Origin of the sequence: Pseudomonas sp. LFM046 (assembly GCF_000949385.2) — a bacterium.
Classification (GTDB): Bacteria; Pseudomonadota; Gammaproteobacteria; order Pseudomonadales; family Pseudomonadaceae; genus Metapseudomonas.
Map to the genome: position 1 here is coordinate 2,331,765 of NZ_JYKO02000001.1, position 26,449 is coordinate 2,358,213.

22 protein-coding genes are annotated in these 26,449 nt (G+C 64.9%); 18 read left to right on the forward strand and 4 right to left on the reverse strand.

The genetic code is table 11. The annotated features are described in order from the left end of the window. Positions 1-7: 7 nt before the first annotated feature. Positions 8-481: a hypothetical protein gene (locus TQ98_RS27595; RefSeq protein ID WP_146036003.1), complete on the reverse strand. Its 474-nt coding sequence runs from the start codon at positions 479-481 to the stop codon at positions 8-10. Between TQ98_RS27595 and TQ98_RS10830 the strand changes: the two genes are divergently transcribed. Beyond that, positions 471-974, forward strand: coding sequence for an anthrone oxygenase family protein (locus TQ98_RS10830; protein WP_044875429.1), 504 nt, complete (start codon positions 471-473; stop codon positions 972-974). The two genes, TQ98_RS27595 and TQ98_RS10830, sit on opposite strands and share 11 nt — an antisense overlap. Positions 975-1,137: 163 nt before the next feature. Here TQ98_RS10830 and TQ98_RS10835 read toward each other — a convergent pair whose 3' ends face one another. Then, positions 1,138-1,569: a helix-turn-helix domain-containing protein gene (locus TQ98_RS10835; protein WP_044875430.1), complete on the reverse strand. Its 432-nt coding sequence runs from the start codon at positions 1,567-1,569 to the stop codon at positions 1,138-1,140. Between the two features lie 82 nt (positions 1,570-1,651). Here TQ98_RS10835 and TQ98_RS10840 point away from each other — a divergent pair, with 82 nt between their 5' ends. The 4 genes from TQ98_RS10840 to TQ98_RS10855 all read left to right on the forward strand — a co-directional run bounded on the left by TQ98_RS10840 (position 1,652) and on the right by TQ98_RS10855 (position 5,002). After that, positions 1,652-2,146: a DUF2938 domain-containing protein gene (locus TQ98_RS10840; protein WP_044875431.1), complete on the forward strand. Its 495-nt coding sequence runs from the start codon at positions 1,652-1,654 to the stop codon at positions 2,144-2,146. Positions 2,147-2,189: 43 nt separating this feature from the next. Then, positions 2,190-2,759, forward strand: coding sequence for a flavodoxin family protein (locus TQ98_RS10845; RefSeq protein WP_044875432.1), 570 nt, complete (start codon positions 2,190-2,192; stop codon positions 2,757-2,759). Between the two features lie 16 nt (positions 2,760-2,775). Beyond that, a complete protein-coding gene (locus TQ98_RS10850; RefSeq protein WP_044875433.1) occupies positions 2,776-3,003 on the forward strand; it encodes a DUF2798 domain-containing protein in 228 nt (75 codons plus the stop codon). A gap of 550 nt (positions 3,004-3,553) precedes the next feature. Further along, positions 3,554-5,002, forward strand: a complete 1,449-nt coding sequence (locus TQ98_RS10855) for a HAMP domain-containing sensor histidine kinase (RefSeq protein ID WP_052659278.1) — start codon at positions 3,554-3,556, stop codon at positions 5,000-5,002. Between the two features lie 173 nt (positions 5,003-5,175). Here TQ98_RS10855 and TQ98_RS10860 read toward each other — a convergent pair whose 3' ends face one another. Next, entirely contained in the window at positions 5,176-6,084 is a 909-nt protein-coding gene (locus TQ98_RS10860; protein WP_044875434.1) for a LysR substrate-binding domain-containing protein, read from the reverse strand. Positions 6,085-6,194: 110 nt separating this feature from the next. Here TQ98_RS10860 and TQ98_RS10865 point away from each other — a divergent pair, with 110 nt between their 5' ends. From TQ98_RS10865 to TQ98_RS10890, 6 genes are all read left to right on the forward strand, one after another. Further along, positions 6,195-7,274 carry a tartrate dehydrogenase gene (locus TQ98_RS10865; protein ID WP_044875521.1) on the forward strand — a complete coding sequence of 360 codons (1,080 nt, stop codon included), beginning with the start codon at positions 6,195-6,197 and terminating at the stop codon, positions 7,272-7,274. 212 nt (positions 7,275-7,486) lie between these two features. Continuing rightward, positions 7,487-9,100: a BCCT family transporter gene (locus tag TQ98_RS10870; protein ID WP_044875435.1), complete on the forward strand. Its 1,614-nt coding sequence runs from the start codon at positions 7,487-7,489 to the stop codon at positions 9,098-9,100. 223 nt (positions 9,101-9,323) lie between these two features. After that, positions 9,324-10,445: a ring-hydroxylating oxygenase subunit alpha gene (locus tag TQ98_RS10875; RefSeq protein WP_103102937.1), complete on the forward strand. Its 1,122-nt coding sequence runs from the start codon at positions 9,324-9,326 to the stop codon at positions 10,443-10,445. Between the two features lie 58 nt (positions 10,446-10,503). Continuing rightward, complete coding sequence (gene gabD, locus TQ98_RS10880) at positions 10,504-11,952, forward strand: NADP-dependent succinate-semialdehyde dehydrogenase (protein WP_044875437.1); 1,449 nt, start codon at positions 10,504-10,506, stop codon at positions 11,950-11,952. A gap of 64 nt (positions 11,953-12,016) precedes the next feature. Beyond that, positions 12,017-12,988, forward strand: coding sequence for a PDR/VanB family oxidoreductase (locus tag TQ98_RS10885; RefSeq protein WP_044875438.1), 972 nt, complete (start codon positions 12,017-12,019; stop codon positions 12,986-12,988). Between the two features lie 64 nt (positions 12,989-13,052). Then, positions 13,053-14,144, forward strand: a complete 1,092-nt coding sequence (locus tag TQ98_RS10890; RefSeq protein WP_044875522.1) for a helix-turn-helix transcriptional regulator — start codon at positions 13,053-13,055, stop codon at positions 14,142-14,144. A 142-nt stretch (positions 14,145-14,286) separates the two neighbouring features. On the opposite strand, the gene TQ98_RS10895 is transcribed toward TQ98_RS10890, so the two are convergent. After that, positions 14,287-15,780: an aldehyde dehydrogenase family protein gene (locus tag TQ98_RS10895; RefSeq protein ID WP_044875439.1), complete on the reverse strand. Its 1,494-nt coding sequence runs from the start codon at positions 15,778-15,780 to the stop codon at positions 14,287-14,289. Positions 15,781-16,235: 455 nt separating this feature from the next. On the opposite strand from TQ98_RS10895, the gene peaA reads away from it, so the two are divergent. From peaA to TQ98_RS10930, 7 genes are all read left to right on the forward strand, one after another. Next, positions 16,236-17,753, forward strand: a complete 1,518-nt coding sequence (gene peaA, locus TQ98_RS10900; protein ID WP_103102938.1) for a quinohemoprotein amine dehydrogenase subunit alpha — start codon at positions 16,236-16,238, stop codon at positions 17,751-17,753. A 75-nt stretch (positions 17,754-17,828) separates the two neighbouring features. Next, positions 17,829-19,259 (forward strand): quinohemoprotein amine dehydrogenase maturation protein, encoded by a 1,431-nt coding sequence (peaB, locus tag TQ98_RS10905; protein WP_044875441.1) that lies wholly within the window; start codon positions 17,829-17,831, stop codon positions 19,257-19,259. Position 19,260: 1 nt separating this feature from the next. After that, entirely contained in the window at positions 19,261-19,584 is a 324-nt protein-coding gene (qhpC, locus tag TQ98_RS10910; RefSeq protein ID WP_044875442.1) for a quinohemoprotein amine dehydrogenase subunit gamma, read from the forward strand. A gap of 29 nt (positions 19,585-19,613) precedes the next feature. Continuing rightward, positions 19,614-20,738 carry a quinohemoprotein amine dehydrogenase subunit beta gene (gene peaD, locus TQ98_RS10915; RefSeq protein ID WP_044875523.1) on the forward strand — a complete coding sequence of 375 codons (1,125 nt, stop codon included), beginning with the start codon at positions 19,614-19,616 and terminating at the stop codon, positions 20,736-20,738. Between the two features lie 236 nt (positions 20,739-20,974). Next, a complete protein-coding gene (locus tag TQ98_RS10920; protein WP_044875443.1) occupies positions 20,975-22,675 on the forward strand; it encodes an AMP-binding protein in 1,701 nt (566 codons plus the stop codon). A 163-nt stretch (positions 22,676-22,838) separates the two neighbouring features. Further along, positions 22,839-23,867, forward strand: coding sequence for an AraC family transcriptional regulator (locus TQ98_RS10925; protein ID WP_044875444.1), 1,029 nt, complete (start codon positions 22,839-22,841; stop codon positions 23,865-23,867). Between the two features lie 80 nt (positions 23,868-23,947). Further along, positions 23,948-26,089: a methyl-accepting chemotaxis protein gene (locus tag TQ98_RS10930; protein WP_103102939.1), complete on the forward strand. Its 2,142-nt coding sequence runs from the start codon at positions 23,948-23,950 to the stop codon at positions 26,087-26,089. Positions 26,090-26,449: the final 360 nt, after the last annotated feature.

A 26,449-nucleotide genomic window follows, 5' to 3' on the forward strand; every position in this document is an offset into this window, starting at 1 on the left:
TTCGGATTCAATGTCTGAAGGCGAGGACGCAGCGTTCCACGATCAGCGTCAGGAACCCGAACAGCGCAAAGGCGGCAATCAGCACGGCACCACTGGATTCGCTGGCGATCTGGGTGAATACCGCCAGGCCCACGGCCACCAGAAGCATCGTCAGCCCGAACCATTGCATCGATTGCGCCCAGGCAGGGAGTGGCGAGGGTCGGGCTTCGCGCCCACGCCGGCTGGAGTCATGTTCTTCGGTCATGACAGTGCCCTCCAGACAGTGACATCTTCGCCGGGGCTGCAGTTTTTCCCGGCTGGTCCAGAATGCATGGATGCAGCGGAGGGCAGGAAAATGAGTGACAAACGGATGATGGCGTGTGCAGGGGCCGGGTGCGCTGATGCGCGTACTCCGGGCGACAGCGGCGGCAGCCGGCTGCGAAACCTGAACGGAAAGGCGCAGCCCTGAATCGACCCCGGAGGAATCGACCATGCCCTTCATCGACGATATCGCCTTCCTGTTGGCCTTCCTCTGCGCCATTGCCTGCGGCCTGATGGGCGGCCTGTTCTTCGCCTTCTCCAACTTCGTGATGCAGGCGCTGGCGCGCCTGTCTCCGGAAGCCGGCATCGCCGCCATGCAGGCCATCAACCAGACGGTGCTCAATCGGCTCTTTCTCGCCACGTTCCTGGGCACCAGCGCCGCCTGCGGACTGCTGACGCTGTACGCCTATGTGCACTGGGAGGTACCCGGTACCTTCTTCCTGCTCATCGGCAGCCTGTTGTATCTGCTCGGCACCTTCGGCGTGACGCTGGTGTGCAACGTCCCGCGCAACAACGCCTTGGCGCGGCTGGATGTCAGCAACCCCGGTTCCGAGGCCGCATGGCGGACCTATGTGGAGGAGTGGACACGCTGGAACCACGTGCGTACGGGAACGGCCCTGGCCGCGTCGGCGATGCTGACGATCGCGCTCTGCCTGATGCTGACGCTGAACTAAGGGGCCCTGGCCGTCCGCCGGGCGATGGCAAATCACGTCGATTGCCTGGAGCGACGGAACCGTCGGTAGGGTGCGCCGTGCGCACCAGCGATTGAGCGCTGCGCTGATCGGTGCGCGCAGCACACCCTACGGTCAGCCACGCGGCGGGGCATGCAGAGGCGGGCTATTTTGCCGGCCGCTTGGGCGCGCCCTTGTTCCAGCGCCGCTCGATGACGCCTGATGACGCCGCCTTCAGCAACCGCTTGAAGGTCGGGCATTCCGAGTGACTTGGGGCGGGGCAGGCCGCCGCATGCCGCAGCCCATGGCTCATGGCTTTCAGCCGTTTGATCAGGGCGTCGATCTCATCGGCCTTCGTCAGCAGCAATTGCCGGTCGATATTCGGCTCGCCGTTGGGCGAGAACATCGAGCCAATCTCGTCCAGCGAAAGCCCCGCCGCCTGGCCCAGGGAAATCAGCGCCAGCTGATCGAGGATGCCGGGGGCGAACCAGCGCCGCGTGCCCTGCTGACTGAGGGAGGTGATCAGCCCCTTCTTCTCGTAGTAGCGCAGCGTCGACGCGGGCACACCCGTGCGTTTGGCGACTTCGGCAATGTCCATCCGTGATCCCTTGACTTGAAGTTGACTTCAACTTCTAGAGTGAGCTTCGACACCTCCAACCGTCAACGATCACGGGGCTCACATGAATCTCCTGCACGACATCATCAAGGTTGTTTTCATCGGCGTAGGCGCCACCGCCGTCATGGATATCTGGCTCACCTTCCTCAAGCGGATGGGCGTCCAGACTCTCAACTTCGCGTTCATCGGCCGCTGGGTCGGGCACCTGTTCCGAGGCCGCATCGCCCACCAGGCCATTGCCAGGTCGGAACCCGTTTCCGGCGAGCTGGCGCTGGGTTGGCTAACCCACTACGCCGTCGGCATCGGCTTTGCGGTCTTGCTGGTGGTGCTCCGTGGCATGGACTGGGCGGCGAATCCGACCCTGCTGCCAGCCGTGTTGGTGGGGATGGGCACCGTGGTCGCACCGCTGTTCGTGATGCAGCCGGCCATGGGCGCCGGCTTCGCGGCGTCCAGGACGCCGACTCCCCTCAGGAACTGCCTGCGCAGCCTCGTGAACCACAGCGTCTTCGGCCTGGGCCTCTTCTTCTCCGCCGTCCTGATCGACTGGGCTCTGCGTTAAGCCCGGCGCCTCTTCGCCTCCCCAATCACAGGAACCATCCAGCATGAAAAAACTCGCCGTCATCTACCACAGCGCCCACGGCCACACCGAGCACATCGCCCGGCAGATCTGCGAAGGCGCCCAGGCTACCGCCAACACCGAGGTGCACTTGCTCAAGGCCGAAGACCTCACCCAGGCGCCTGAGCACCTGCTGCAGTTCGACGGCTATATCTTCGGCTCGCCGACCTACTTCGGCGGCGTCTCCGGTCCCTTCAAGTGCTTCATGGATGCCACCGGGCCGTTGTGGCGTGCCCAGCGGCTCAAGGGCCGGCTCGCGGCGGCCTTCACCGTGTCGTCGTTGCCGGCGGGGGACAAGCAATCGACGCTCCTGTCCCTGTTCGTCTTCTGCATGCAGCACGGCATGCTCTGGGTAGGAAACCCGATCCTGCCCGAGCAGCACGCAGGTGTGCCCTATGACGAGGCAGCAAACCGCCTGGGCTCCTGGTCGGGGCTGATGGCCCAGTCCAGCCACTCCGCTCCGGCCGACGCCTTCGCGCCGGGCGATATCCGGACGGCGAGGCTATTCGGCCGGAATGTTTCCGAAGCCCTGCACCGGCTCGCCTGTGCAGCCTGACCCGAGAGGTGCCGGCATGATTCCCAAGCGCTTTGCACCGCTGTTGTTCAGCCTGATCCTTTCCGGGCTCATGTCCCTGCTGGTTTCCGGCATCTCCACCTACCGCGCCGCGGGTTGGGTGCCGGATTTCCTCGGCCTCTGGTCCGGTGCCTGGCTCACCGCCTGGCTGTTTGCGTTTCCCGCAGTGGTGCTGGTCACCCCAGTGGCGCGCAAGGTGGTAGGCGGGCTGGTGGAAAGGGAGTGAGGCGATTTGCGTTGAATGCTTTTCGTCGGATGGGGCGGGCGGCGTTCCGCGAGCGGAGCGAAACCCATCCTACGGGGCGCTTGGTGTGGGGGCGAATTCAGCCGCCAAGCAGACCGCAGGTCTGCCCTGATGGGCCGAAGGGGCAACTGCGTTGCCCTTGGCGAATGAATTCGCCCCCACAGGTCGGTCCTGTCATCGGATGGTTGCGGATGATGCGGGGAAGTGGCGGACGTAAAAAAGCCGTCACGGTACGAACACTTACGGGGGAGGCGGCCACCGTGACGGCTTCAAATGTCCTTCGCAAGGGGACGTATTCACAGTAGTCGACGGTTTCCAGCTGTGCCCTGGCACTCGAACAGGGGGTGTTGGGGAAGATGTAACGCCGTTTGTCAGGACGTTGCCTGGGTGGTGCTTCATTACCCGTGAGCCGGCATTCAATCCGGACCGTATCGGCCCGTCCCCGGGCAGACCGATTGAGGGAGGCGCCGGGACCACGCGCCTCCGATACGGCTGCTATAAGTCAGGGAACGCCGAATCGGGGGAGCACCGGATGGACATCGCGGCATTCCTGGGGAGGGGCCGTTCGGGGCCGGACGAGGGCGAGGCTGCGCCCGTGGCGCAGTTCAATCTGCTGCGCTGGTTCTCCCTGATCAGCCTGGTCATCATCGGCACCGTGGCCTTCGGCATTGGCACCGTGTCCACGCGGTTTCTGGTGAGCGAAAGCCTGGAGCGCGACGCGATGCTCTCGGCGCAGTTCATCCAGACCCTGGCCCTGGGGGAAATGCGCCACCATGGCCTGGAAAGCATGGAGATGGGCGATGTGCTGGTGCCCCATCACATCGGCATGCTCACCCACAGCATGGCGGATGCCCGGGAGCAGGCCCGCTCTGAGTTCCTCGATCATCTCGGCCACCTGCCGGACTCGCTGCTGGCCACCATCTTTTCCCCGGACCGCACCGTGGTCTGGTCCACCAACCCTGATCTGGTGGGCCAGCGATTCGCCGACGACGAGGCGCTGGACGAGGCCTTCCAGTCCGGTGGTCGTGTTTCCGCCGAGTACAGCGAGGTGGAGGAGGGGAAGGAGGAGCAGCAATTCATCCATCCGCCGAAGATGTTCTTCATCGAGAACTACATCCCGCTCATCGACGCCCAGGGCAAGGTGACGGCCATGGTGGAGATCTACAAGGAGCCGGTGGACCTGATCGACCGGGTCAACCGTGGCTACCGGATGATCTGGCTGGCCACGGTCATTGGCGGGGTGCTGATCTACTTCGGGCTGTACTGGATCGTCCGCCGCGCGTCGCTGCTGCTGGCGGCCCAGCAGAACCAACTGGTGGCCAACCGCACCTATGTGGGCCTGGGGGAAATGTCCTCGGCCGTCGCCCACAGCCTGCGCAACCCGCTGGCTTCGATCCGCTCCAGCGCGGAACTGGCGCAGGAACTGGAGGGGCCGCCGGCGCGCAAATGCATCGACGATATCGTCACCCAGGTGGACCGCATGTCCGCCTGGGTGCGCGACCTGCTGTTGTGTCTACGGCCGTTGCAGGGAGACTCGGAGCAGGTGGAGCCCATGGAAGCGGTGCGCGCCACCCTGGGCAATTTCGACCAGCAACTGGCCAAGTCGAAGATCGAGGTGGAGTGCAGCGATGAGGCCGCGCCCCTGGTGGTGAGTCACCAACTGCTGCTGGCCCAGGTGCTCAACAGTGTCATCGCCAACGCCATCGAGGCCATGCCGGATGGCGGCCAATTGATCATCAGGACTCGGCTCGACGCCGGCGGACGCTGGCTGCACCTGTCCATCGACGACACTGGCAAGGGCATGTCGCGGCAGCAAGAGATGATGGCCTTCAAGTCCTTCTACACCACCAAGCAGGGTGGGCTGGGCATCGGCCTGATCATGGTCAAGCAGATCATGGAGCGCTTCGGCGGCAAGGCCAGCCTGACCAGCCGGGAAAACGAGGGCACCTGCGTCTGCCTGAGCTTCAAGGTGGCGGACTAGATCGGTATCGGCGCAGGAGGCTTATGGTGCGCCCGTAGAATGTGGTGGAGCTTGCGATACCCATCAGCGAGGCTCGATGGATTTCGCAAGCTCGCGGAATGCCGCCCAACCCTTCCTACGAGCTACAACGCCCCGGCTGCCGCCGTTGGTGGATCGATGACGCGAGATCCACCCTACGGCAGGCCCCGCTGTTGCTGGAAGTACTGCCGAAAGAACTCCACCGTTACCCGGATCTTCGCCGAGGTATCCAATGGCGCCGCATACACGGCCCAGATATTCGCCGGCTGGCGGTACTCGGGGAGTACATGCACCAGGCGGCCATTTTCCAGGCTTTCGCTGACGTCCCACCAGGAGCGCAGGGCGATGCCGCGTCCATCCACCGCCCACTGGTGGACGATTTCGCCGTTGTTGGCCGACAGCGGGCCGGTGACCTTCACGCTTTCCTCGCCCGCCGGGCCGTGCAACCGCCAGAGGCCGAAGGGATGGTCGCGCTCCTTGATCACCAGGCAGTCGTGGCCCGCCAGTTCCGCCAGGCTGCCGGGTGTGCCCTGGCGCGCCAGGTAGCCTGGGGAGGCGCAGAGGATGCGGCTGTTCTCCGCCAGGGGCTTGGCGATCAGGTTGGGGGCGATGTTGTCGCCGATGCGGATGTCCAGGTCGAAGCCTTCATCGATCAGATCCACCAGCCGGTCGAACAGGTCCAGGCGGATGTCCAGCGCCGGGTAGCGCGCCGATAGCTCCGACAGCGCCGGGGCCACCAGGCGCCGGCCGAGGCCGAAGCTGCTGACGATGCGCAGTTGCCCCCGTGGTTCCTGGTGCAGTTCGGAGACTTCGTCGGTCATCCGCTCCACGGCGTCGAAGATGTGCTGCGCCCAGCGGTACACCCGCTCGCCGTCCTCGCTCACCGCCACGCGTCGGGTGGTGCGGTGCAGCAGACGTACGCCGAGGCTTTCTTCCAGCAGGCGGATGCGCTTGCTGACGAAGGCGGGGGAGGTGCCCATCTCGCTGGCGACGGCGGCGAAACTGGAGCGGCGGGCGACGAGGACGAAGACGCGGAGGTCTTCCAGGTTCGGCAGACTATTCACGATTCGTGTCTTATCTATCAATGAAGCGCAGGATTATCTTTGCGGAGAGTCCTTATAGCATGGTCGTCACACCGCCTGAACAGGGCGTCTTCACCAAGGGCACGACGAGCATGAACAAGACATACAAGATCGCCGCCATTCCCGGCGACGGCATCGGCAACGAAGTTCTCCCCGAAGGCCTGCGGGTCGTCGAGGCGGCGGCCCGCAAGTGGGGCCTGGACCTGTCCTTCGAGACCATCGAGTGGGCCAGCTGCGATTACTACCTGCAGCACGGCAAGATGATGCCGGACGACTGGTTCGAGCAACTCAAGGGCTTCGACGCCCTGTACTTCGGCGCCGTGGGCTGGCCGGACAAGGTGCCCGACCACATCTCCCTGTGGGGCTCGCTGCTGAAGTTCCGCCGCGACTTCGACCAATACGTGAACATCCGTCCGGTGCGCCTGTTCCCCGGTGTGCCGTGCCCCCTGGCCGGCCGTGAGCCCGGCGACATCGATTTCGTGGTGATCCGTGAAAACACCGAGGGCGAGTACTCCTCCCTGGGCGGCCGCATGTTCGAAGGCACCGAGCACGAATTCGTGCTGCAGGAGTCCGTCTTCACCCGCCGTGGCGTCGACCGCATCCTCAAGTACGCCTTCGACCTGGCCCAGACCCGCGAGCGCAAGAAACTGACTGCCGCCACCAAGTCCAACGGCATGGCTGTGAGCATGCCCTACTGGGACGAGCGGGTCGCCGCGATGGCGGAGAAGTACCCCGAGATCAAGTGGGACAAGCAGCACATCGACATCCTCTGCGCGCGCTTCGTGCTGCAGCCGGACCGTTTCGACGTGGTGGTGGCCTCCAACCTGTTCGGCGACATCCTTTCCGACCTGGGCCCGGCCTGCGCCGGCACCATCGGCATCGCGCCCTCGGCCAACCTCAACCCGGAGCGCAACTTCCCGTCCCTGTTCGAGCCGGTGCACGGCTCGGCGCCGGACATCTACGGTAAGAACATCGCCAACCCCATCGCCATGATCTGGTCCGGCGCGCTGATGCTGGACTTCCTCGGCAACGGCGACGAGCGCTACAAGGCGGCCCACGACGGCATCCTGCGTGCCATCGAACAGGTAATCGCCGAAGGCCCGGTGACCCCGGACCTGGGTGGCAAGGCTTCGACCCAGGACGTAGGCAAGGCGATCGCCGACGCGCTGTAAGCCTTACCCCGGCCGTCTTTGAGAAAAGGCGGCCGGGGCGTTTCTGCAGGCGATAGACGGCCTGCAAATTGTCCGACAACGGTTGCTTTAAGGGCCTGTTTCGGACAAGCTGTTAACCAATGGATTAACGTAAACCAATGATTAACAAATAACGTGATCCGGAGGCCCCCTGCCTGATGGGGCACCGGGTTATCCAGTTTCAGGAGACACCAATGTCCAACAACAATAAGAAAGACATGTTCTTGATCACGGCGAGCCTGATCGCCGTGGCCTTGACCGTGTTCGGCCTTGCTGCGTTCCCCGCCGAGGCGGAGGCGCTCGCCAACCGGCTCTTCGAAGTATCCACCCGCACCTTCGGTACCACGGTGCAGCTGTTCGTCTTCGGCAGTGCCCTGGCGGTGCTGTACCTGGCCTTCAGCAAGTACGGCAATATCCGTCTCGGCAACGGCAAGCCGGAATACTCGAACATGACCTGGGTGTTCATGTTCATCTGCGCCGGCATGGGTTCGTCGACCCTCTATTGGGGCGTGATGGAGTGGGCGTACTACTACCAGACCCCCGGCCTGAACATCGCCGCCGGTACCCGTGAGGCGCTGGACTTCAGCGTCAGCTATTCCTTCTTCCACTGGGGCATCAGCGCCTGGTCGCTCTATGCGCTGTCGTCCCTGGCGCTGGCCTACCACTTCCACGTGCGCAAGAAGAGCGGCCTGGGCCTGGCGTCAATCATCGAAGCCGTCACTGGCTTCCGCGCCAACGGGCCGGTGGGCCGTCTGGTCGACCTGATCTTCCTGCTCACCATGTTCGGCGCGCTGACCGTTTCCCTGGCGCTGACCGCATCCACCCTGACCCGTGGCCTGGCCGGCCTCACCGGTGTTCCGGACACCTTCGTGACGCAGTTGGTGGTGATCGGTGTCGTCGCGGTGATCTTCTCCCTGAGCTCCTACATCGGCATCGATGACGGCATGCAGCGCCTCTCCAAGATGGTCTGCGTAGGTGCCCTGGGCTTCGCTGGCGTGGTGTTCCTGGTCGGCCCGACCCAGTTCACCCTGAACAACACCGCCAACGCCATCGGCCTGATGATCCAGAACTACGTGCACATGAGCCTGTTCACCGACCCGGCGGGCGACGGTGCCTTCACCCGCAACTGGACGGTGTTCTACTGGCTGTGGTGGGTGTCCTACGCACCGGGCGTGGCGATGTTCGTCACCCGCGTGTCGAAAGGCCGCAAGATCAAGGAAGTGGTGACTGCGCTGCTGCTCGGCGGTAGCGTCGGCTGCTGGTTCTTCTTCGGCGCGCTGGAAAGCTACAGCATGCACCAGTTCATCAGCGGCGCTATCGACGTGCCGCGCATCCTCAGCGAGCAAGGCGGCGAGACCGCCGTGGAAATGCTCCTGACCGCGCTGCCCTTCGGCAAGGTGTTCCTGGCGGTGTACCTGTTCATCATGGCGGTGTTCTGCGCCTCCCACATGGACGCGGCGGCCTACGCCGTGGCCGCCACCAGCACCCGCAACCTGCAGGAAGGCCAGGACCCGACGCCGACCCACCGCCTGTTCTGGTGCGTGATGCTGACCCTGATCCCGCTGGCCATGCTGTTCGCCAAGGCCTCGCTGTCCACCATGAAGACCGCCGTGGTGCTGACCGCGATCCCGTTCCTGGTGATCCTGCTGACCAAGATCTACGGCTTCTTCAAATGGATGGTGCAGGACTACGGCAGCATGCCGGCCCACCTGATCGAGGAAGAAGCGGTACGCCGTGGCCTGGACGAAAGCGTCGAGCCGCCGCAAGCGGAAGAGGGCGTGCGCCTGAAAACCGCCACCGCGCAATGAGTTGAGTTGTGCCCCGCGCAGGGATGCGCGGGCTTTTCGTAGGATGGGTGGAGCGGAGCGATACCCATCATTCCCACTCGACGATGGGTATCGCGTTCCACCGACGGCTTCGGCCAAAAAATTTTGCCCGATCTGTTAACTGACAGATTTACGTTAACCAAAAGTAAATAGCTGTAATGCCCCGGCCCCGGCCGGTGCCTTGAAAATGCCTGGAGTACAGAAGATGAACGATATCCAACGCCTGCCCGCCGACTTCTGCGCCAACGCCGATGAGGCCTACACCATTCCCGCCGGCTACTACACCCGTCCGGAGATCTTCGACTACGAGAAGGAAAAGATCTTCGCCAACAGCTGGGTCTGCATTGGGCACCGCAGCGAGGTCGCCGAGAACAACGCCTACATCACCCGCGAGTACATCGGCGAAAGCATCATCGTCGTGCGCGGCCGTGACGGCGAGTTGCGCGCCTTCTACAACGTCTGCCCGCACCGTGGCCACCAACTGCTGCAGGGCGACGGCAAGGCGAAGAACGTCATCACCTGCCCGTACCACGCCTGGACCTTCAAGCTCGACGGCGAGCTGGCCCACGCGCGCAACTGCGACCACGTGGCGAACTTCGACAAGGCCAACTCCAGCCTGGTGCAGCTGCGCGTGGAGGAATACGCCGGCTTCATCTTCGTCAACATGAACAAGGACGCCGGCAGCGTCGAAGAGCAGTTGCCCGGCCTCCAGGCCCGCCTGCGCCAGGCCTGCCCGGTGGTGGATGACCTGCACCTGGCCGCCCGTTTCGTCACCGAGACCCCGGCCAACTGGAAGTCCATCGTCGACAACTACATGGAGTGCTACCACTGCGCCCCGGCCCACCCGGGCTTCTCCGATTCCGTGGACGTCGGCCAGTACACCCACACCATGTTCGGCAACTGGTCCCTGCAGTACGGCGTGGCCAAGCCCTCCGAGAAGTCCTTCAAGTTCGACGAGTCGGTGAAAGATCCGTCCTTCAGCGGCTTCTGGGTCTGGCCGTGCACCATGTTCAACGCCCCGCCAGGTGGCAACTTCATGACCGTGATCTACGAGTTCCCGGTCAGCGCCGAAGTGACCCTGCAGCACTACGACGTCTACTTCCTGAACAAGGACATCACCCCCGAGCAGCAGGCGCTGATCGAGTGGTACCGCGACGTCTTCCGTCCGGAGGACCTGCGCCTGGTGGAGAGCGTGCAGAAGGGCCTGAAGTCCCGTGGCTATCGCGGCCAGGGCCGGATCATGGCTGACCGCCAGCGCAGCGGCCAGAGCGAGCACGGCATCGCCCACTTCCACAACCTGATCGCCGTCGCCCACCTGGACCGTTGATGGCCGTGGCCGCCGCCCGAGCGCGGCGGCCCGCCTCGCGTGCAAGAGGACTCTAAGAGTGAACCTGAAAGACAACGACCTGTTCCGCCAGCAGGCCTTCATCGCCGGTGCCTGGTGCGACGCCGATGACGGCCGCACGGTGGACGTGACCGATCCCGCCAGCGGCGAACGGCTGGGCCGCGTGCCGGACATGGGCGGCGCCGAGACCCTGCGTGCCATCGAGGCCGCCGATGCCGCGCTGCCGGCCTGGCGTTCCCGTACCGCCAAGGAACGCGCCCAGATCCTGCGCCGCTGGTTCGAGCTGATGCTCCAGCACGAAGATGACCTGGCCCGCCTGATGACCCTGGAACAGGGCAAGCCCCTGGCCGAAGCCGTGGGCGAAGTCCGCTACGCCGCCTCCTTCATCGAGTGGTTCGCCGAAGAGGGCAAGCGCATCTATGGGGACGTGATCCCCTCGCCGGCCGGCGACAAGCGCCTGGTGGTGATCAAGCAGGGCATCGGCGTCTGCGCCGCCATCACGCCCTGGAACTTCCCCTCGGCTATGATCACCCGCAAGGTGGCGCCGGCCCTGGCGGCGGGCTGCACCATCGTGGTCAAACCCGCCAACGAGACCCCGTTCTCCGCCCTGGCCCTGGCCGAGCTGGCCAAGCGCGCCGGCGTACCGGACGGCGTGATCAGCATCGTCACCGGCGACGCCGTAGCCATCGGCGCCCAGCTCACCGGCAACCCGCTGGTGCGCAAGCTCAGCTTCACCGGCTCCACCCCGGTCGGCCGCCTGCTGATGGGCCAGTGCGCGCCCACCATCAAGAAGGTCTCCCTGGAGTTGGGTGGCAACGCCCCCTTCATCGTCTTCGACGACGCCGATATCGACGCGGCGGTGGAAGGCGCACTGGTCGCCAAGTACCGCAACGCCGGCCAGACCTGCGTCTGCGTGAACCGCTTCTACATCCATGACGCCGTCTACGACGCCTTCGCCGAACGCTTCGCCGCGCGAGTACGCGAGCTGCGCGTCGGCCACGGCCTGGAAGGTGGTAGCCAGATCGGTCCGCTGATCACCGGAAAGGCCCTGGACAAGGTCCGCAGCCTGATGGCCGACGCGGTGGAGAAGGGCGCCGAAGTGCTGGTAGGCGGTGAGGGCCACGAACTGGGCGGCAACTTCCTCCAGCCCACGGTGCTGACCGGCGTGGCGCCGGGCATGCAGCTGCTGGACGAGGAAATCTTCGGCCCGGTGGCGCCCCTGGTGCGCTTCTCCACCGACGAGGAAGTCGTGCGCCTGGCCAACGACACCCTCTACGGCCTGGCGGCCTACTTCTACAGCCGCGACATCGGCCGCGTGTGGAAGATCGCCGAGCAGCTGGAGTACGGCATGGTCGGCATCAACACCGGCCTGATCTCCAACGAGGTGGCTCCCTTCGGTGGCGTCAAGCAGTCCGGCCTCGGCCGCGAAGGCTCGAAGTACGGCATCGAGGACTACCTGGAAATGAAGTACCTGTGCCTCGCCGTTTGACGGCGGGCACCACGCACCACAGGGCGGCGCCTGGCGCCGCCCGCAGCCGCAGCAGAGGTTAGCGATGGCCAACTCCTATGAAATGATGCTTGCCCGTGTCACCGCGGTGGAGCAGGCAACCCCCCAGATCAAGCGCTTCACCCTGGAGCGCACCGATGGCCAGCCGCTGCCGGCCTTCACCGGCGGCAGCCACATCATCGTGCAGATGAAAGGCGCCGACGGCCGCCAGTTCAGCAATGCCTACTCGCTGATGAGCGACCCGGCCGATACCACCCGCTACCAGATCGGCGTGCGCCTGGAGGAGCAGTCCAAGGGCGGCTCGGCCTTCATGCACCAGCAGGTGGAGGTGGGGACCGAACTGGTGATCTCCAGCCCCAACAACCTGTTCGCCATCGATTCCAGCGCCGGCAAGCACGTGCTGATCGCCGGCGGCATCGGCATCACCCCGTTCCTCGCCCAGCTCCCCGAGCTGCGCGCCCAGGGCGCCAACTATGAGCTGCATTACGCCTTCCGCAGCCCGGAGCACGGCGCGTTCCAAGGGGAACTGGCCAACGGTCCTCATGCCGGGCAGGTGCGCTTCTACGTCGACAGCCTGGGCACCTCGCTGAACCTCGCCGAACTCATCGGCGGCATGGACGCGAACGCCCATGTCTACGTCTGCGGCCCCAAGCCGCTGATCGACGCGGTGATCGCCACCGCCAAGGCCCAGGGCGTGGCTGACGCCCGCGTGCATTGGGAACAGTTCGCCGCCGCGCCGGTCACCGGTGGCGCGTTCACCGTGGTGCTGGCCCAGTCCGGCCGCGAGCTGCAGGTGGAGGAGGGCATGACCATCCTCCAGGCCATCGAGAAGTCCAACGCCGCCCAGGTGGAGTGCCTGTGCCGCGAGGGCGTCTGCGGTACCTGCGAAACCCGCATCCTCGAAGGCGAGGCCGAGCACTTCGACCAGTACCTCAGCGACGAGGAAAAGGCCGCTCAGCAGACCATGATGCTGTGCGTGTCGCGGGCCAGGGGACAGCGCCTTGTTCTAGACCTCTAAGCCGGTGGGATTGGGCGGAGCTGGCGACGTATACTGCGTCGCCTGGCTCAGGGACATGCTCGCCATGACAGAAAACAGCTTCGCCTTCCGCCTCAAAGAACTGCTCGAACACCAGAAACTGACGCTGCAAGCGGTCGCCACCGTGCTCGGTATCTCCCGCACCGCTGTGCACAAGTGGACCCGTGGCGGCGAGATCGACTACGACAACCTGCGCAAGCTGGCCACCTTCCTCAAGGTCAACTGGATCTGGCTGCGCTATGGCGATGAGGCCCTGCAGGACGCCCAGCATGTGGAAGTGGTGGACCTGCCCATGACGGATGTGCGGCGCAAATACACCGCCGAGATCATGGAGAGCGAAGCACGCATGAAGCTGGCCCAGGAAAGCGCCGGCATCGTGAACTGGGAATGGAACCTGATCACCGACGAAGTCTCCTACTCGGCCAACGTCGAGGCCGTATATGGCTGGCCGGTGCGCCGTAACGAAGACTTCTGGCGCCACCTGCATCCCGACGACGTCACCGCGCTGCAGGCCATCTACCGGGAGTGCGTGGCCGAGGGCAAAGGCTACGAATTCAATTTCCGCATCTATCGCCCCGATGGCGAGCTGCGCTGGATTACCTCCCGCGCCACGTCGCTGAAGGATGCGGCCGGGCGCTCGGTGAAGATGGTCGGCGTAAGCCTGGACAGCACGGCACGCAAGCGCGTGGAGGATGAGCTTCGCCAGAGCGAGGAACGCTTCCGCGCCATCTTCGAGCTGGCCGGCGGCGCCCTGGCCTACATCGGCCTGGATGGGCGATGGCAGCGGGTAAACCAGCCGCTTTGCGATCTGCTCGGTTACAGCGCCGAGGAACTGGCGGAACTGACCTTCCAGCAACTGACCCATCCCGACGACCTCGCCGAGAATCTCGCCAGCGTCAAGCGCCTGCTGGACGGTGAGGTAGCGGTCAGCACCATGGAGAAACGCTTCCGTCGCAAGGACGGCCAGTACATCTGGGTGAGGGTGCGTTCCTCGGTTCAGCGCAATGCTACCGACCGCAAACCGGAGCACATCATCAGCGTCTACGACGACATCACCGCCAGCCGTGCCGCGCGCCTCGAACTGGAGGCGCGGGTGGCCGAACTGGAGCAGCAGCTGCGGGAACTGCAGGGGCGTTGAGCCTCCGACGGAGCCGGGCCGGAGCCCGGCAGGTGGATCGGTGACGCGTGATCCACCTTGATGGGTTTCGTACCTCTACCCATCCTACGGTCGGGCTTCGGTAGGATGGGTGGAGCTTGCGATACCCATCGGATCGAGGGCTTCAAAGCTTGATCAGTACGGACTTCAGCTCGGTGTAGTGCTCGATGGCGGCGGCGCCCATTTCGCGGCCAACGCCGGAGAGCTTGTAGCCGCCGAAGGGCAGGGACGGGTCGAGGGCGCTGTGGCAATTGACCCAGACCGAGCCGGACTTGATGCGCGGAATCATCCGGTGCACCGCCGACAGATCATTCGACCAGACACTGGCGCCCAGGCCGTAGGGGTTGTCGTTGGCCAGGCGTACCACCTCGTCGATGTCGTCGAAGGGCATGGCCACCAGCACCGGGCCGAAGATTTCCTCCTGCACCAGGCGGTGCTGCTGGTCGACGTCGACGATCACCGTCGGCTTGACGAAGTAGCCGGGGCCGAAGCCTTCACCCCCGCAGGCGATGGTGGCGCCCAGTTCGCGGCCCAGGTTGATGTAGCCGGTGACGCGGTCCTGCTGCTTGGCGGAGATCAGCGGGCCCATCTGCACGCTCGGGTCGAGGCCATTGCCCAGCTTCATGCCATTGGCGATGCCGGCGATATCCGCGATCACGTTGTCGAAGTGCTTGCGGTGTACGTAGAGGCGCGAACCGGCGCAGCAGACCTGGCCCTGGTTGAAGAAGATCGCGGTGGCGGCACCGGCGGCGGCTTCCTGCAGGTTGGCGTCGGCCATGACGATGGTCGGCGACTTGCCGCCCAGTTCCAGGGTCACGCGGGTCATGTTGTCCATGGCCGCCTTGCCGATCTGCTTGCCCACTTCGGTGGAGCCGGTGAAGGTCAGCTTGTCCACGCCCGGATGGCGGGTGAGGGCGACGCCTGCGTTCAGGCCGGTGCCGGTCACCACGTTGAACACGCCCGCCGGATAGCCGGCTTCCAGCACCAGCTCGGCCAGCTTGAGGGCGGTCAGCGGGGTTTCGTCGGCAGGCTTGAGCACTACGGTGCAGCCGGTGGCCAGGGCCGGGCCGAGCTTCCAGCAGGCCAGCAGCAGGGGGAAGTTCCAGGCGACGATGGCGCCCACCACGCCCACCGCTTCGCGGCGGATGAAACCGTGGAACCGGTCGTTCGGCATCAGCGGCAGGGACGGATCGACGGTACTGCCTTCGATCTTGGTGGCCCAGCCGGCCATATAGCGGAGGAAGTCGATGGCCAGCTGCACGTCCATGACCTGGGCCACGGCGGCGCTCTTGCCGTTGTTCAGGCACTCCAGCTCGGCCAGTTCCTGGGCGTCGCGCTCCATCAGGTCGGCCAGGCGCCACAGCAGGTTCTGCCGCTCGCGCGGGCGCATGCGGCTCCAGGGGGAATCGTCGAAGGCCTGGCGGGCGGCCTGCACGGCGCGGTCCACATCCTCGGTGCTGGCGGAGGGCACCTCGCCGAGAATCTCGCCGGTGGCCGGGTTGCGGAAGCTCATGGTGTTGCCGCTGGCGGCATCCGACCATTGCTCGCCGATCAGCATCTTCAGTTGGCGGCCGAGGAAGGCCTGGGTTTTCGGGAGTATGGGCAGGTCAGCAAGCATGGGATTCGCCTCGGTTCATTGAAGTTGTACCGGACTTGGGCAACCCCCATGCCAAAGCAGGGAAATGCTTGTAATGCCTTGATAGTAAAGATATTTATCGTGGCGTTCAGTCGGCCCGTCGCATGCGTGCTGTTGCAGTTTGAGACGGGCTGAGACGGCGCTGTAACAGTGGCGTCGTCTACGCTTGGCAGGTGCTGCGCGGTCACGTCTCAGGCTGGAACACTGTGTCGCGAAATTAGACGCCCAGGCCCTTCGCCAGCCTCCTCGCCAAGCCTGACTTTTAAGGCTAATTCGTTGTTATAAAAGGACTTTCACTGGCATGGCACACAATGTGTATTTGCCGTGACAGCTGCACCTGCCTTGCAACGGGGTGCAAATCATAAGAACAACACCGTGGAGGTCCGACCTTGAAGACGACTCGACTCCGGCAGCATGCAGGCACCCTGGCTCTGGCCATGGCGTCTCTGATGTTCGCCCAGGCCCATGCAGCGGAGGAGGGGCCGGCCCTCCTCAAGTCCAAGTGCATGGGGTGCCACATCCCCGAAGGCAACGACTCCTATAGCCGCATCAGCCACCAGCGCAAGACCCCCGAAGGCTGGCTGATGAGCATCGGTCGCATGCAGGTGATGCACGGCCTCCAGATCAGCGACGAAGACCGTCGCACCCTGGTCAAGTACCTCGCGGACAAGCAAGGCCTGGCGCCCAGCGAGACGGAGGGTGTGCGCTACGCCATGGAGCGCCGTCTGAACACCGTCGAGAAGTTCGACGACCATCTGAGCCAGATGTGTGGCCGCTGCCACTCGGGCGCCCGTGTCGCCCTGCAGCGTCGTCCCGCGAAAGAGTGGGAGCACCTGGTCAATTTCCACCTCGGCCAGTGGCCGTCCCTCGAATACCAGGCCCAGTCCCGCGATCGTGACTGGCTGGACATCGCCCTCAAGGAAACCGTGCCCGAGCTGGCCAAGCGCTTCCCGCTGGAAAACCAGGCCTGGGCCGACTGGCAGAAAGCCAAGCCCAAGGCGGATGTCCTGCCGGGGCAGTGGAGCTTCAGCGGCCACATGCTGACCAAGGGTGATGTGCGCGGCGTGATGACCGTGACCGCCGACAAAGGCGACACCTTCAAGGTGGATGTGAAGGGCCAGTACGCCGACGGCACGCCCTTTACCGGCAGCGGCTCGGCCATCCTCTACAACGGCTACGAATGGCGCGGCAACGTGAAGATCGGCGACACCACCCTGCGCCAGGTCTTCGCTGCCCTGAACGGCGAGATGAAGGGCCGCATGTTCGAAGCCGCCCATGACGAGCGTGGCCTGGACTTCAGCGCCGCGAAGGAAGGCAACGCCAAGCTGCTGGCCGTCCAGCCGGCGCACCTCAAGGCAGGCAGCGAAGCTGAACTGACCCTGGTGGGCAGCGGCCTTTCCGGCTCGCCGGAGTTCGGCCCGGGCATCGAAGTGGTGAAGGTGCTGGAAGTCACGCCGAAGCAGATCCGCGTCAAGGTCAAGGCTGCCGCCGATGCCGCACCGGGCGTACACAGCGTGGCGCTGGGTTCGCTCAAGGGTGTCGAGCTGGCCGTCTACAAGGACATCAGTGAGGTGAAGGTGGTGCCCGAGTTCTCCATCGCCCGCATCGGCGAGAACGGCGGCTCCACCCCCAAGGTCCAGGGCCGCTTCGAGGCCGAGGCCTGGGGCAAGGGCGCTGACGGTCAGCCGTATCGCATCGGCTACCTGCCGGCGAAATGGTCGGTCGAGCCCTTCGACGAGCGCGCCAAGGAAGACCAGGACGTGAAGTTCGCTGGTGTGATGCAGAAGGACGGCATCTTCGTGCCCGGCGGCGCCGGTCCGAACCCGGAACGCAAGATGATGACCAACAACGCGGGCAACCTGAAGGTGGTCGCCCAGCTGGAGGACGGCGGTCAGAAGGGCGAAGGCCACCTGATCGTCACCGTACAGCGCTGGAACAACCCGCCACTGCCGTAACCGGCAATGGCTCGGGCAGAGCGAGGCTCTGCCCGGATTCGCAACGACGATTGGGATGAATTCCGGGAGGTCGCCATGGGCGCAATCTTGAATCTGGTCGAACGCAATCTGCACGAAGTACGGGTCGATGCCGACCGCATGCTGTTCCATATCCCGAGCAGTTCGCTGTTCGCCGCCGACGAAGTCACCGGCGGCATCATCGACGCCCTGCGTCAGCAGGGCTGTACCTCGGAAGACCTGGTGCAACGCCTGGGTGGGCGTTTCGCCGGGCAGGAAATCAACGAGACCCTGCGCGAGCTGATCGCGCTGGAAGTGGTCAGTGACGGCTCGCCGCTGACGCCGGAAATCGGCATCAGCAAGGTCGAGCGCACCGCGCTGAACACTGTGGTGCTGAACGTCAACACCGGCTGCAACCTGAGCTGTACTTACTGCTACAAGGAAGACCTGGACAAGCCCTCGGCCGGCAAGAAGATGAATGCCGAAACCGCCGAGGCGTCCGTGGAGATGCTGCTGCGCGAATCGCCTGATGAAGAACGCTACAGCGTGGTCTTCTTCGGGGGTGAGCCGCTGTCCAACCGCCCGTTGATCGAGCACATGGTGGACTACTGTGAGCGTCGCTTCGCCGAGGCCGGCAAGCAGGTGGAGTTCATCATGACCACCAACGCCACGCTGCTCACCGAGGAGCTCATCGACTACCTCAACGCCCATCGCTTCGGGCTGTCGATCAGCATCGACGGACCGAAGACGGTGCACGACCGCAACCGCATCACCGTGGGCGGGCAGGGCACCTATGACGTGGTGCGGCGCAAGGTGGACCTGCTGCTGTCGCGCTACCGCAGTCGCCCGGTGGGCGCGCGGGTGACGCTGACCCGTGGCATCACCGACGTCGAAACCATCTGGAACCACCTGTTCAACGAACTGGGTTTCGCCGAGGTGGGTTTCGCGCCGGTCACATCCGGTGACATGGCCAACTTCAACCTCACGAACGAGGAGTTGGTGGAAGTCTTCGCCAACATGAAGGCCCTGGGGCGACGCTACCTGGAGGCGGCGCTGGAGCACCGCAACATCGGCTTCTCCAACCTGCACCAGCTGATCACCGACATCCATGAGGGTCACAAGAAGGCGCTGCCCTGCGGTGCCGGGCTGAAGATGCTGGCGGTGGACCACAAGGGCGAGCTGAACCTGTGCCACCGCTTCACCGGCTCCAGCCTGCCCACCTTCGGCAACGTGCACAGCGGCGTGAAGCAAGTCGAGCTGAACGACTTCCTCTCCCAGCGCCTGGACCGCACCGGCACCGGTTGCGACAGCTGCCGCATCCGCAACCTGTGCTCCGGCGGCTGCTACCACGAGAGCTACGCCCGCTACGGCGACCCCACTCACCCGACCTATCACTACTGCGAGCTGATGCGCGACTGGGTGGACTTCGGCATCGAAGTCTACAGCCGCATCATGGCCGTCAATCCGGCCTTCATCAGCAGCTACATCTCTCCGCGGAAGGCGCACTGACATGAAACATCTGAAGCCGCTCAACAACAAAGCACAAATGCTCGAAAAAGCCGCAGCCGAAGATCGCATCGAGGAAGTCATCGCCATGAGCGCGGTGGCCGGTTGCACCGCCACCACCGACCCGGGCTGGGAAGTGGATGCCTTTGGTGGCGTCGCCTCCCTCTGCCAGCCGATGGAAGCCGACCTCTACGGCTGCTCCGACCCTTGCTGGTGGCCCGCCCAGGTGCCGGACATGATGAGCACCTATCAGGACTGGAACGCCCAGGCGGTCAGCTCGCAAGAGGACTGGCGCAACCTCGGCACCGTATTCCCGAAAGACAAATGACCGGCGACAAGAACAAGAGGGAAACACTGATGAAATTCAAAGCCATCGCCAGCCTGGCCACCGCCGTCGCCGGCCTCGCACTGGGCGCCAATGCCTGGGCCGCGGACGCGTCCGGTCCGGCACTCAAGCCCGGTCATGAGTACATGATCGCCACCAACTACCCGAACAACCTGCACGTGGTGGATCTCGCCACCGACAGCCTCTACAAGACCTGCCGCCTGCCTGACGCCTTCGGCCCCGGCACCGCGATGATGGCGCCGGACCACAAGACCGCCTACCTGCTCAACAACCACTTCGGCGACCTCTACGGCGTCGACCTGGACACCTGCAAGACGGTGTTCCACGCCAAGCTGTCGCAGAAGCCCGGCGAGAAGGTTCGCTCCATGTTCGCCTTCGCCCTGAGCCCGGACGGCAAGGAGCTGTACAGCGTGGTCAACCCGACCGAGATGCTGAACGACCACTACGTGGTCAAGCAGCCGCGCCTGGAAGTCTTCAATACCGCGGATGGCCTGGATGCCAAGCCGGTGCGCAGCTTCCCGGTGCCGCGCCAGCTCTACATCATGCGCGCCGGTGATGACGGCACCCTGTATATCGCCGGCCCGGACATCTACAAGATGGACGTGAAGACCGGCAAGTACGAGGTGGCGGTGCCTGGCCGCAACTGGCAGCGTCCGCTCTACAGCGCACCGGACGTGCTGTACTTCTGGCCGCACCAGACGCCGTTCCACGAGTTCTCGATGCTCTACACCACGGCCAAGTTCAAGGACGATAAGCAGGACCTGGCCACCGCCGACTACATCTATGGCTACGTCAGCATCGACCTGAAGACCGGCAAGGCCACGGTGCAGGACTTCGCGCCGCTGACCGAGCTGTACTTCACCGGCCTGCGCTCGCCGAAGGACCCGAACCAGATGTTCGGCGTGCTCAACCGCCTGGCCAAGTACGACATCAAGGAGCAGAAGCTGATCAAGGCCGCCAACCTGGATCACTCCTACTACTGCGTGGCCTTCAACACCAAGGGCACCAAGCTGTACCTGGCCGGTACCTTCAACGACATCGCCGTGTACGACCCGGACAGCCTGGAGAAGGTGAAGAACATCAAGCTGCCGGGCGGCGATATGGCGATCACCACGACGCAGGTGTTCGTGCGCTGACGACAGGTGTTTGTGGGGGCGACTGCTCTGTTGTAGGGGCGAATGAATTCGCCCCTACACTTAATTCGCCCCATAGATCCAAGTAAGACCAATGGGTCACTAGACAGGAAATCAGGCTTTATTTACCTTGACGTTTACGTAAAGGTAAATAATGCCGAATACGTACCCCGGGCTCCCGAATCACGCGGGAGCCGGCGGTTCTTAGCGTCCCAGTACAAACACAAGAAGGGAAAGCCATGAATCACCAGAGCTACACCCGGGGGCGGCAGGACAAGGACCTGCTTGCCATGACCATCGGCGCGGCATTCGATGCCACGGTTGCCCAGTTCCCCGAGCGCGAAGCGCTGGTGGTGCGGCATCAGGGGCTGCGCTTCAGCTGGCAGGCGCTGGCTGAAGCGGTGGACCGCCACGCCCGCGCCTTGCTCGCCCTGGGCCTGAACAGCGGCGACCGCCTCGGGATCTGGGCACCCAACTGCGCCGAGTGGTGCATCACCCAGTTCGCCAGCGCCAAGATCGGCGCCATCCTGGTGAACATCAATCCGGCCTACCGCAGCAGCGAACTGGAATACGCCCTGAAGCAATCCGGTTGCCGTTGGGTGATCTGTGCCGATGCGTTCAAGACGTCCGATTACCACGCCATGTTCCAGGGGCTGGTGCCCGAGCTGGCCAGTGCCGAGCCGGGTTCGCTGGCCTGCGAGAAGCTGCCCGAGCTGCGCGGCGTGATCAGCCTCTCCGCCACGCCGCCCGCCGGTTTCCTGCCCTGGGCGACGCTGCAGCAGAAGGCCGGGGAAGTCAGCGCCGAAGCCCTGGCCGAGCGCCAGGCCAGCCTGCAGTTCGATGACCCCATCAATATCCAGTACACCTCCGGCACCACCGGCTTCCCGAAAGGCGCCACCCTCAGTCACTACAACATCCTCAACAACGGCTACATGGTGGGCGAGAGCCTCGGCCTGACCGAGCACGACCGCCTGGTGATCCCGGTGCCGCTGTACCACTGCTTCGGCATGGTGATGGGCAATCTGGGCTGCGTGACCCACGGCTCGACCATGATCTATCCGGGTGATGCCTTCGACCCGCTGACGACCCTGCGCGCCGTGTCCGAGGAAAAGGCCACCGCCCTCTATGGCGTGCCCACCATGTTCATCGCCGAACTGGATCACCCGCAGCGCGGCGAGTTCGACCTGTCCAGCCTGCGCACCGGGATCATGGCCGGCGCCACCTGCCCGATCGAGGTCATGCGCCGGGTCATCAACGAGATGCACATGAGCGAAGTGCAGATCGCCTACGGCATGACCGAGACCAGCCCGGTCTCCCTGCAGACCGGCCCGGACGACGAACTGGAGATCCGCGTGACCACGGTCGGCCGCACCCAGCCGCACCTGGAAAGCAAGATCGTCGACGCCGAGGGCCGGATCGTCCCGCGCGGCACCATCGGTGAACTCTGCACCCGTGGCTACAGCGTGATGCTGGGCTACTGGAACAACCCCCAGGCCACGGCGGACGCCATCGATCCGGGCCGTTGGATGCACACCGGCGACCTCGCCTCCATGGACGAGAACGGCTACGTCTGCATCGTCGGCCGCAGCAAGGACATGATCATCCGCGGCGGCGAGAACATTTACCCGCGCGAGCTGGAAGAGTTCTTCTTCACCCACCCGGCCGTGGCCGACGTGCAGGTGATCGGCATTCCTTGCAGCAAGTACGGCGAAGAGATCGTCGCCTGGATCAAGTTCCACCCCGGCCACAGCGCCACCGAAGAGGAGCTGCGCACCTGGGCCAAGGAACGCATCGCCCATTTCAAGGTGCCGCGCCATTTCCGCTTCGTGGAGGCCTTCCCGATGACCGTGACCGGCAAGATCCAGAAGTTCCGCATGCGTGAGATCAGCATCGAAGAACTGACCCCGCCGAAGGACGACAAGGTGACGGCGATTCGGTAGCGCTTGGTGGGGGTGGTCGATCTCCTGTAGGGGCGAATTCATTCGCCAAGGGCAGCGAAGCTGCCCCCCATCCGAGCTGGAAGGGCAGAACTGCGTTCTGCTTGGCGAATGAATTCGCCCCTACAATGGCCGTTCCAACGGCAATCGCTACCCAAGGGAGCCCATGACAGGCACGTCCGCCGAGAAAGGCACCATCTCCGTCCGCCTGGTCCATGAAGCCCTGCTGGAACTGCGCCAGCGGGGCTTCGACGATTCCGGACTTCTGAGCCAGGCCGGCATTCCCGCCGAACTGTTGGCCAAGCCCTATGGGCGGGTGTCGTCGCACTTGTACGGGCAACTCTGGCTGCTGATCGCGCGAGCCATGGACGACGAGTTCTTCGGCATGAATCCGCGACGGATGAAGTCCGGCAGCTTCGCCTACCTGACCCGCGCGGCGGTCAAGGAACCGACGGTGGAGGCGGCCCTGGCGCTGTCGCTGCAATGGCTCGACCTCATCTTCGACGGCCTCTCGCCGCGTCTTGAGCGGCACAGCGGCCTGGCGGAAATCATTCTGGACGAGCCTGCGGGCCAGCAGTGCCGCGCCTTCAGTTACTTCACCCTGTGGCTGATGATCCACGGCCTGCTGTGTTGGCTGGCGGGGCGGCGCATCCCCATCCTCGGCGTCGACCTGCGCTGCCCGGCACCGGACTACGTCGAGGACTACCGGGTGATGTTCAGCACCAACCTGCGCTTCTCCCGGCCCCAGACCCGCCTGCTGTTCAACGCCGACTGCCTGGAGCTGCCCGTGCGCCGCAGCCAGCGTGACCTGAAGCGCTTCCTCGCCGGTCTGCCGGCGAACATCCTGGTGCGCTACCGCGACCCGCAGAGCCTGGCCGCTCGCATCAAGGCGTACCTGCGCAGCCTGAAACCGGAGCGCTGGCCCGATGTGGAGGGGCTGTCCAGCCACTTCTACATGGCGCCCTCCACCCTGCGCCGCAAGCTGTCCCTGGAAGGCCAGTCCTACCAGGGGCTGAAAGACCAGGTGCGGCGCGACCTGGCCATCGCCCGGCTGGACAGCGGCGAGGGCAATTTCAGCGAACTGGCCTTCGAACTGGGCTTCGCCGACACCAGCGCCTTCTACAAGGCCTTCAAGAAATGGACCGGCTCGACGCCGGGGCAATACCGCGCGCTGATCCATCCCGATTCAAGTTGAGGCGAATTTCCGCCGCTATAGAGAAGGGCGTGCGTTTGCCAAGCCCGCCAGCCGAATCGAAGTACACAGGACCCATGCCCATGTCCCTCAATCGCCTTTCCATCCAGTGGAAGATCACCCTGCTGGCCGGCCTCTGCCTGCTGGCCATCGTTGCCGTGCTGATTGGCATCTCGCTCTACCGAATGGGGGCCGGCACCGAGCTGGTCAAGGCCAACAGCGCGCAGATGCTGGAAGCCTCCGCCCGTGAGCGCATGCAGGGGGAGGGCAAGGTGCAGGCGCTGACCATCCAGCGCTACTTCATGGCGGCCTACCAGGACGGCCTCAACTTCTCCCGTCAGGTGCTGTTGCAGCGGCGCCAGGCCCAACAGCTTCAGGTGGACAGCCAGACCCTGCGCGGGGCGCTGCACCAGCAGGTGAAGGAGGCGCTCCAGGCGAACCCGCAGTTGCTCAGCCTCTACGTGGTGTTCGAGCCGAACGCCCTGGACAATAGCGATGCCCTCTATGCCAATCGCGCCGAACTCGGCAGCAACGAAACCGGGCGCTTCTCCACTTACTGGGCCCAGCGTGGCGGCAACCTGAGTACCCTCGCGCCGACCGAGCAGATGATCATCGACGCGACCCCGATGCTCGATGGCAGCCCCTTCAATACCTGGTTCAATTGCCCGAAGAAGACCCTCAAGCCCTGCCTGCTGGACCCGTATTTCGATGATGCCTCGGGCCAGAAAACCCTGATCACCACCCTGACGTTCCCGGTGATCGAAGATGGCCGCATGCTCGGCGTGGTGGGCATGGACATCAGCCTCAGCAACCTCCAGCAACTGGCCGCCAGCGGTAGCCAGGGCCTCTACCAGGGCGAGGGCGCCATCAGCATCCTCAGCCCCGCCGGCCTGCTCGCCGGTTACAGCAAGGACGCCGGCCTGCTCGGCCAGGGCCTCGCCAAGGCCTACCCGACCGAAGCCACCCAGTTGCTGAGCCTGCAGCGCCAGGGCCAGCCCTACGAGCAGCAGTCCCGCGACCACTTGCAGGTGCTTGCACCGTTGCAGCCCATCCCGGATTCCAAGCCTTGGGCGGTGTTGCTGGACGTGCCGATGCAGACCCTGCTGGCACCGGCCCTGGAACTGCAGAAGGACCTGGACAGCCGCAATGCCCAGGGCACCTGGCTGGAGCTGCTGTTCGGCCTTGCCGCCGCCATCGCCGGCCTGCTGCTGGTGTGGCTTACCGCCCGCGGCGTGACCCGGCCGATCCTGGGCGTCGCCGCCATGCTCCGCGACATCGCCAGCGGCGAGGGCGACCTCACCCGCCGCCTCGACTACGCCCGTCAGGACGAACTGGGCGAGCTGGCCGGCTGGTTCAACCGCTTCCTCGACAAGCTCCAGCCGATCATCGCCGACGTCAAACGTTCGGTGCAGGACGCCCGCAGCACCGCCGACCAGTCCGCCGCCATCGCCAGCCAGACCAGCGCCGGCATGCAGCAGCAGTACCGCGAAGTCGACCAGGTGGCCACCGCCTCCCACGAGATGAGCGCCACCGCCCAGGACGTCGCGCGCAGCGCCGCGCAGGCCGCCGACGCCGCCCGGGGCGCCGACCAGGCCACCCGCGAGGGCCTCGGCGTGATCGGCCGCACCACCAGCGCCATCGAGCAACTGGCCAGCGAGATGAACGTCGCCATGGAGGAGGTGCAGGCCCTGGCCAGCAGCAGCGAGCAGATCGGCTCGGTGCTCGAGGTGATCCGCGCCATCGCCGAGCAGACCAACCTGCTGGCGCTCAACGCCGCCATCGAGGCGGCCCGCGCCGGCGAGGCCGGGCGCGGTTTCGCCGTGGTCGCCGACGAGGTGCGCAACCTGGCCAAGCGCACCCAGGACTCGGTGGAGGAGATCCGCCAGGTGATCGAGGGCCTGCAGCACGGCACCCGCGAGGTGGTCGGCTCGATGCACAGCAGCCACCGCCAGGCCCAGGGCAGCGTCGCGCAGGTCGAGCAGGCGGTGGCGGCCTTGCAGCGCATCGGCGACGCGGTGACCGTGATCACCGACATGAACCTGCAGATCGCCAGCGCCGCCGAGGAGCAGAGCGCGGTGGCCGAGGAGATCAACCGCAACGTCGCGGCGATCCGCGACGTCACCGAATCCCTCTCCGGCCAGGCCGAGGAATCGGCGCAGGTCAGCCAGGCGCTGAACCGCCTGGCCAACCACCAGCAGGGGCTGATGCAGCAGTTCCGCGCCTGAGCCGCGGAACGGCAGGGGAATCGCCTGGCTCCTCGCCCAGACGTAGGGTGGATGTCGCTTTTTACATCCACCTTCGTCGCCCGGCCCAGCGCCGATGGTGGGTCGGTGAAGCGTGACCCACCCTACGCCTGTAGGGACCTCCGACTGCCCTCTCCCCCAACCCCTCTCCCGCACGCGGGCGAGGGGTGACTCGCGCCGGCGCCTCCGTGCCCACCGGCTGACCCGTTTCCCCTGTGGGAGCGAATTCATTCGCGAAAGCAGGACGCAGTCCTGCCCTCCCAGCTTCCCTGTCAAATCCGCTCACCCAGGTTGATGCCTTTCGACATTGCCGCCATGCCGCCCCGGCGCGACCATCCCGGT

What these genes read in the sequence shown, in the direction of transcription:
- TQ98_RS10865 (WP_044875521.1), top strand. Translation starts at nt 6,195, where the DNA reads ATGAACAAGACATACAAGATCGCCGCCATTCCCGGCGACGGCATCGGC.
- TQ98_RS10855 (WP_052659278.1), top strand. Translation starts at nt 3,554, where the DNA reads ATGGACATCGCGGCATTCCTGGGGAGGGGCCGTTCGGGGCCGGACGAG.
- TQ98_RS10930 (WP_103102939.1), top strand. Translation starts at nt 23,948, where the DNA reads ATGTCCCTCAATCGCCTTTCCATCCAGTGGAAGATCACCCTGCTGGCC.
- TQ98_RS27595 (WP_146036003.1), bottom strand. Translation starts at nt 481, where the DNA reads ATGAAGGGCATGGTCGATTCCTCCGGGGTCGATTCAGGGCTGCGCCTT.
- peaD (WP_044875523.1), top strand. Translation starts at nt 19,614, where the DNA reads ATGAAATTCAAAGCCATCGCCAGCCTGGCCACCGCCGTCGCCGGCCTC.
- TQ98_RS10875 (WP_103102937.1), top strand. Translation starts at nt 9,324, where the DNA reads ATGAACGATATCCAACGCCTGCCCGCCGACTTCTGCGCCAACGCCGAT.
- TQ98_RS10870 (WP_044875435.1), top strand. Translation starts at nt 7,487, where the DNA reads ATGTCCAACAACAATAAGAAAGACATGTTCTTGATCACGGCGAGCCTG.
- TQ98_RS10925 (WP_044875444.1), top strand. Translation starts at nt 22,839, where the DNA reads ATGACAGGCACGTCCGCCGAGAAAGGCACCATCTCCGTCCGCCTGGTC.
- TQ98_RS10830 (WP_044875429.1), top strand. Translation starts at nt 471, where the DNA reads ATGCCCTTCATCGACGATATCGCCTTCCTGTTGGCCTTCCTCTGCGCC.
- qhpC (WP_044875442.1), top strand. Translation starts at nt 19,261, where the DNA reads ATGAAACATCTGAAGCCGCTCAACAACAAAGCACAAATGCTCGAAAAA.
- TQ98_RS10850 (WP_044875433.1), top strand. Translation starts at nt 2,776, where the DNA reads ATGATTCCCAAGCGCTTTGCACCGCTGTTGTTCAGCCTGATCCTTTCC.
- TQ98_RS10845 (WP_044875432.1), top strand. Translation starts at nt 2,190, where the DNA reads ATGAAAAAACTCGCCGTCATCTACCACAGCGCCCACGGCCACACCGAG.
- TQ98_RS10895 (WP_044875439.1), bottom strand. Translation starts at nt 15,780, where the DNA reads ATGCTTGCTGACCTGCCCATACTCCCGAAAACCCAGGCCTTCCTCGGC.
- peaB (WP_044875441.1), top strand. Translation starts at nt 17,829, where the DNA reads ATGGGCGCAATCTTGAATCTGGTCGAACGCAATCTGCACGAAGTACGG.
- TQ98_RS10920 (WP_044875443.1), top strand. Translation starts at nt 20,975, where the DNA reads ATGAATCACCAGAGCTACACCCGGGGGCGGCAGGACAAGGACCTGCTT.
- TQ98_RS10840 (WP_044875431.1), top strand. Translation starts at nt 1,652, where the DNA reads ATGAATCTCCTGCACGACATCATCAAGGTTGTTTTCATCGGCGTAGGC.
- TQ98_RS10890 (WP_044875522.1), top strand. Translation starts at nt 13,053, where the DNA reads ATGACAGAAAACAGCTTCGCCTTCCGCCTCAAAGAACTGCTCGAACAC.
- peaA (WP_103102938.1), top strand. Translation starts at nt 16,236, where the DNA reads ATGGCGTCTCTGATGTTCGCCCAGGCCCATGCAGCGGAGGAGGGGCCG.
- TQ98_RS10885 (WP_044875438.1), top strand. Translation starts at nt 12,017, where the DNA reads ATGGCCAACTCCTATGAAATGATGCTTGCCCGTGTCACCGCGGTGGAG.
- TQ98_RS10835 (WP_044875430.1), bottom strand. Translation starts at nt 1,569, where the DNA reads ATGGACATTGCCGAAGTCGCCAAACGCACGGGTGTGCCCGCGTCGACG.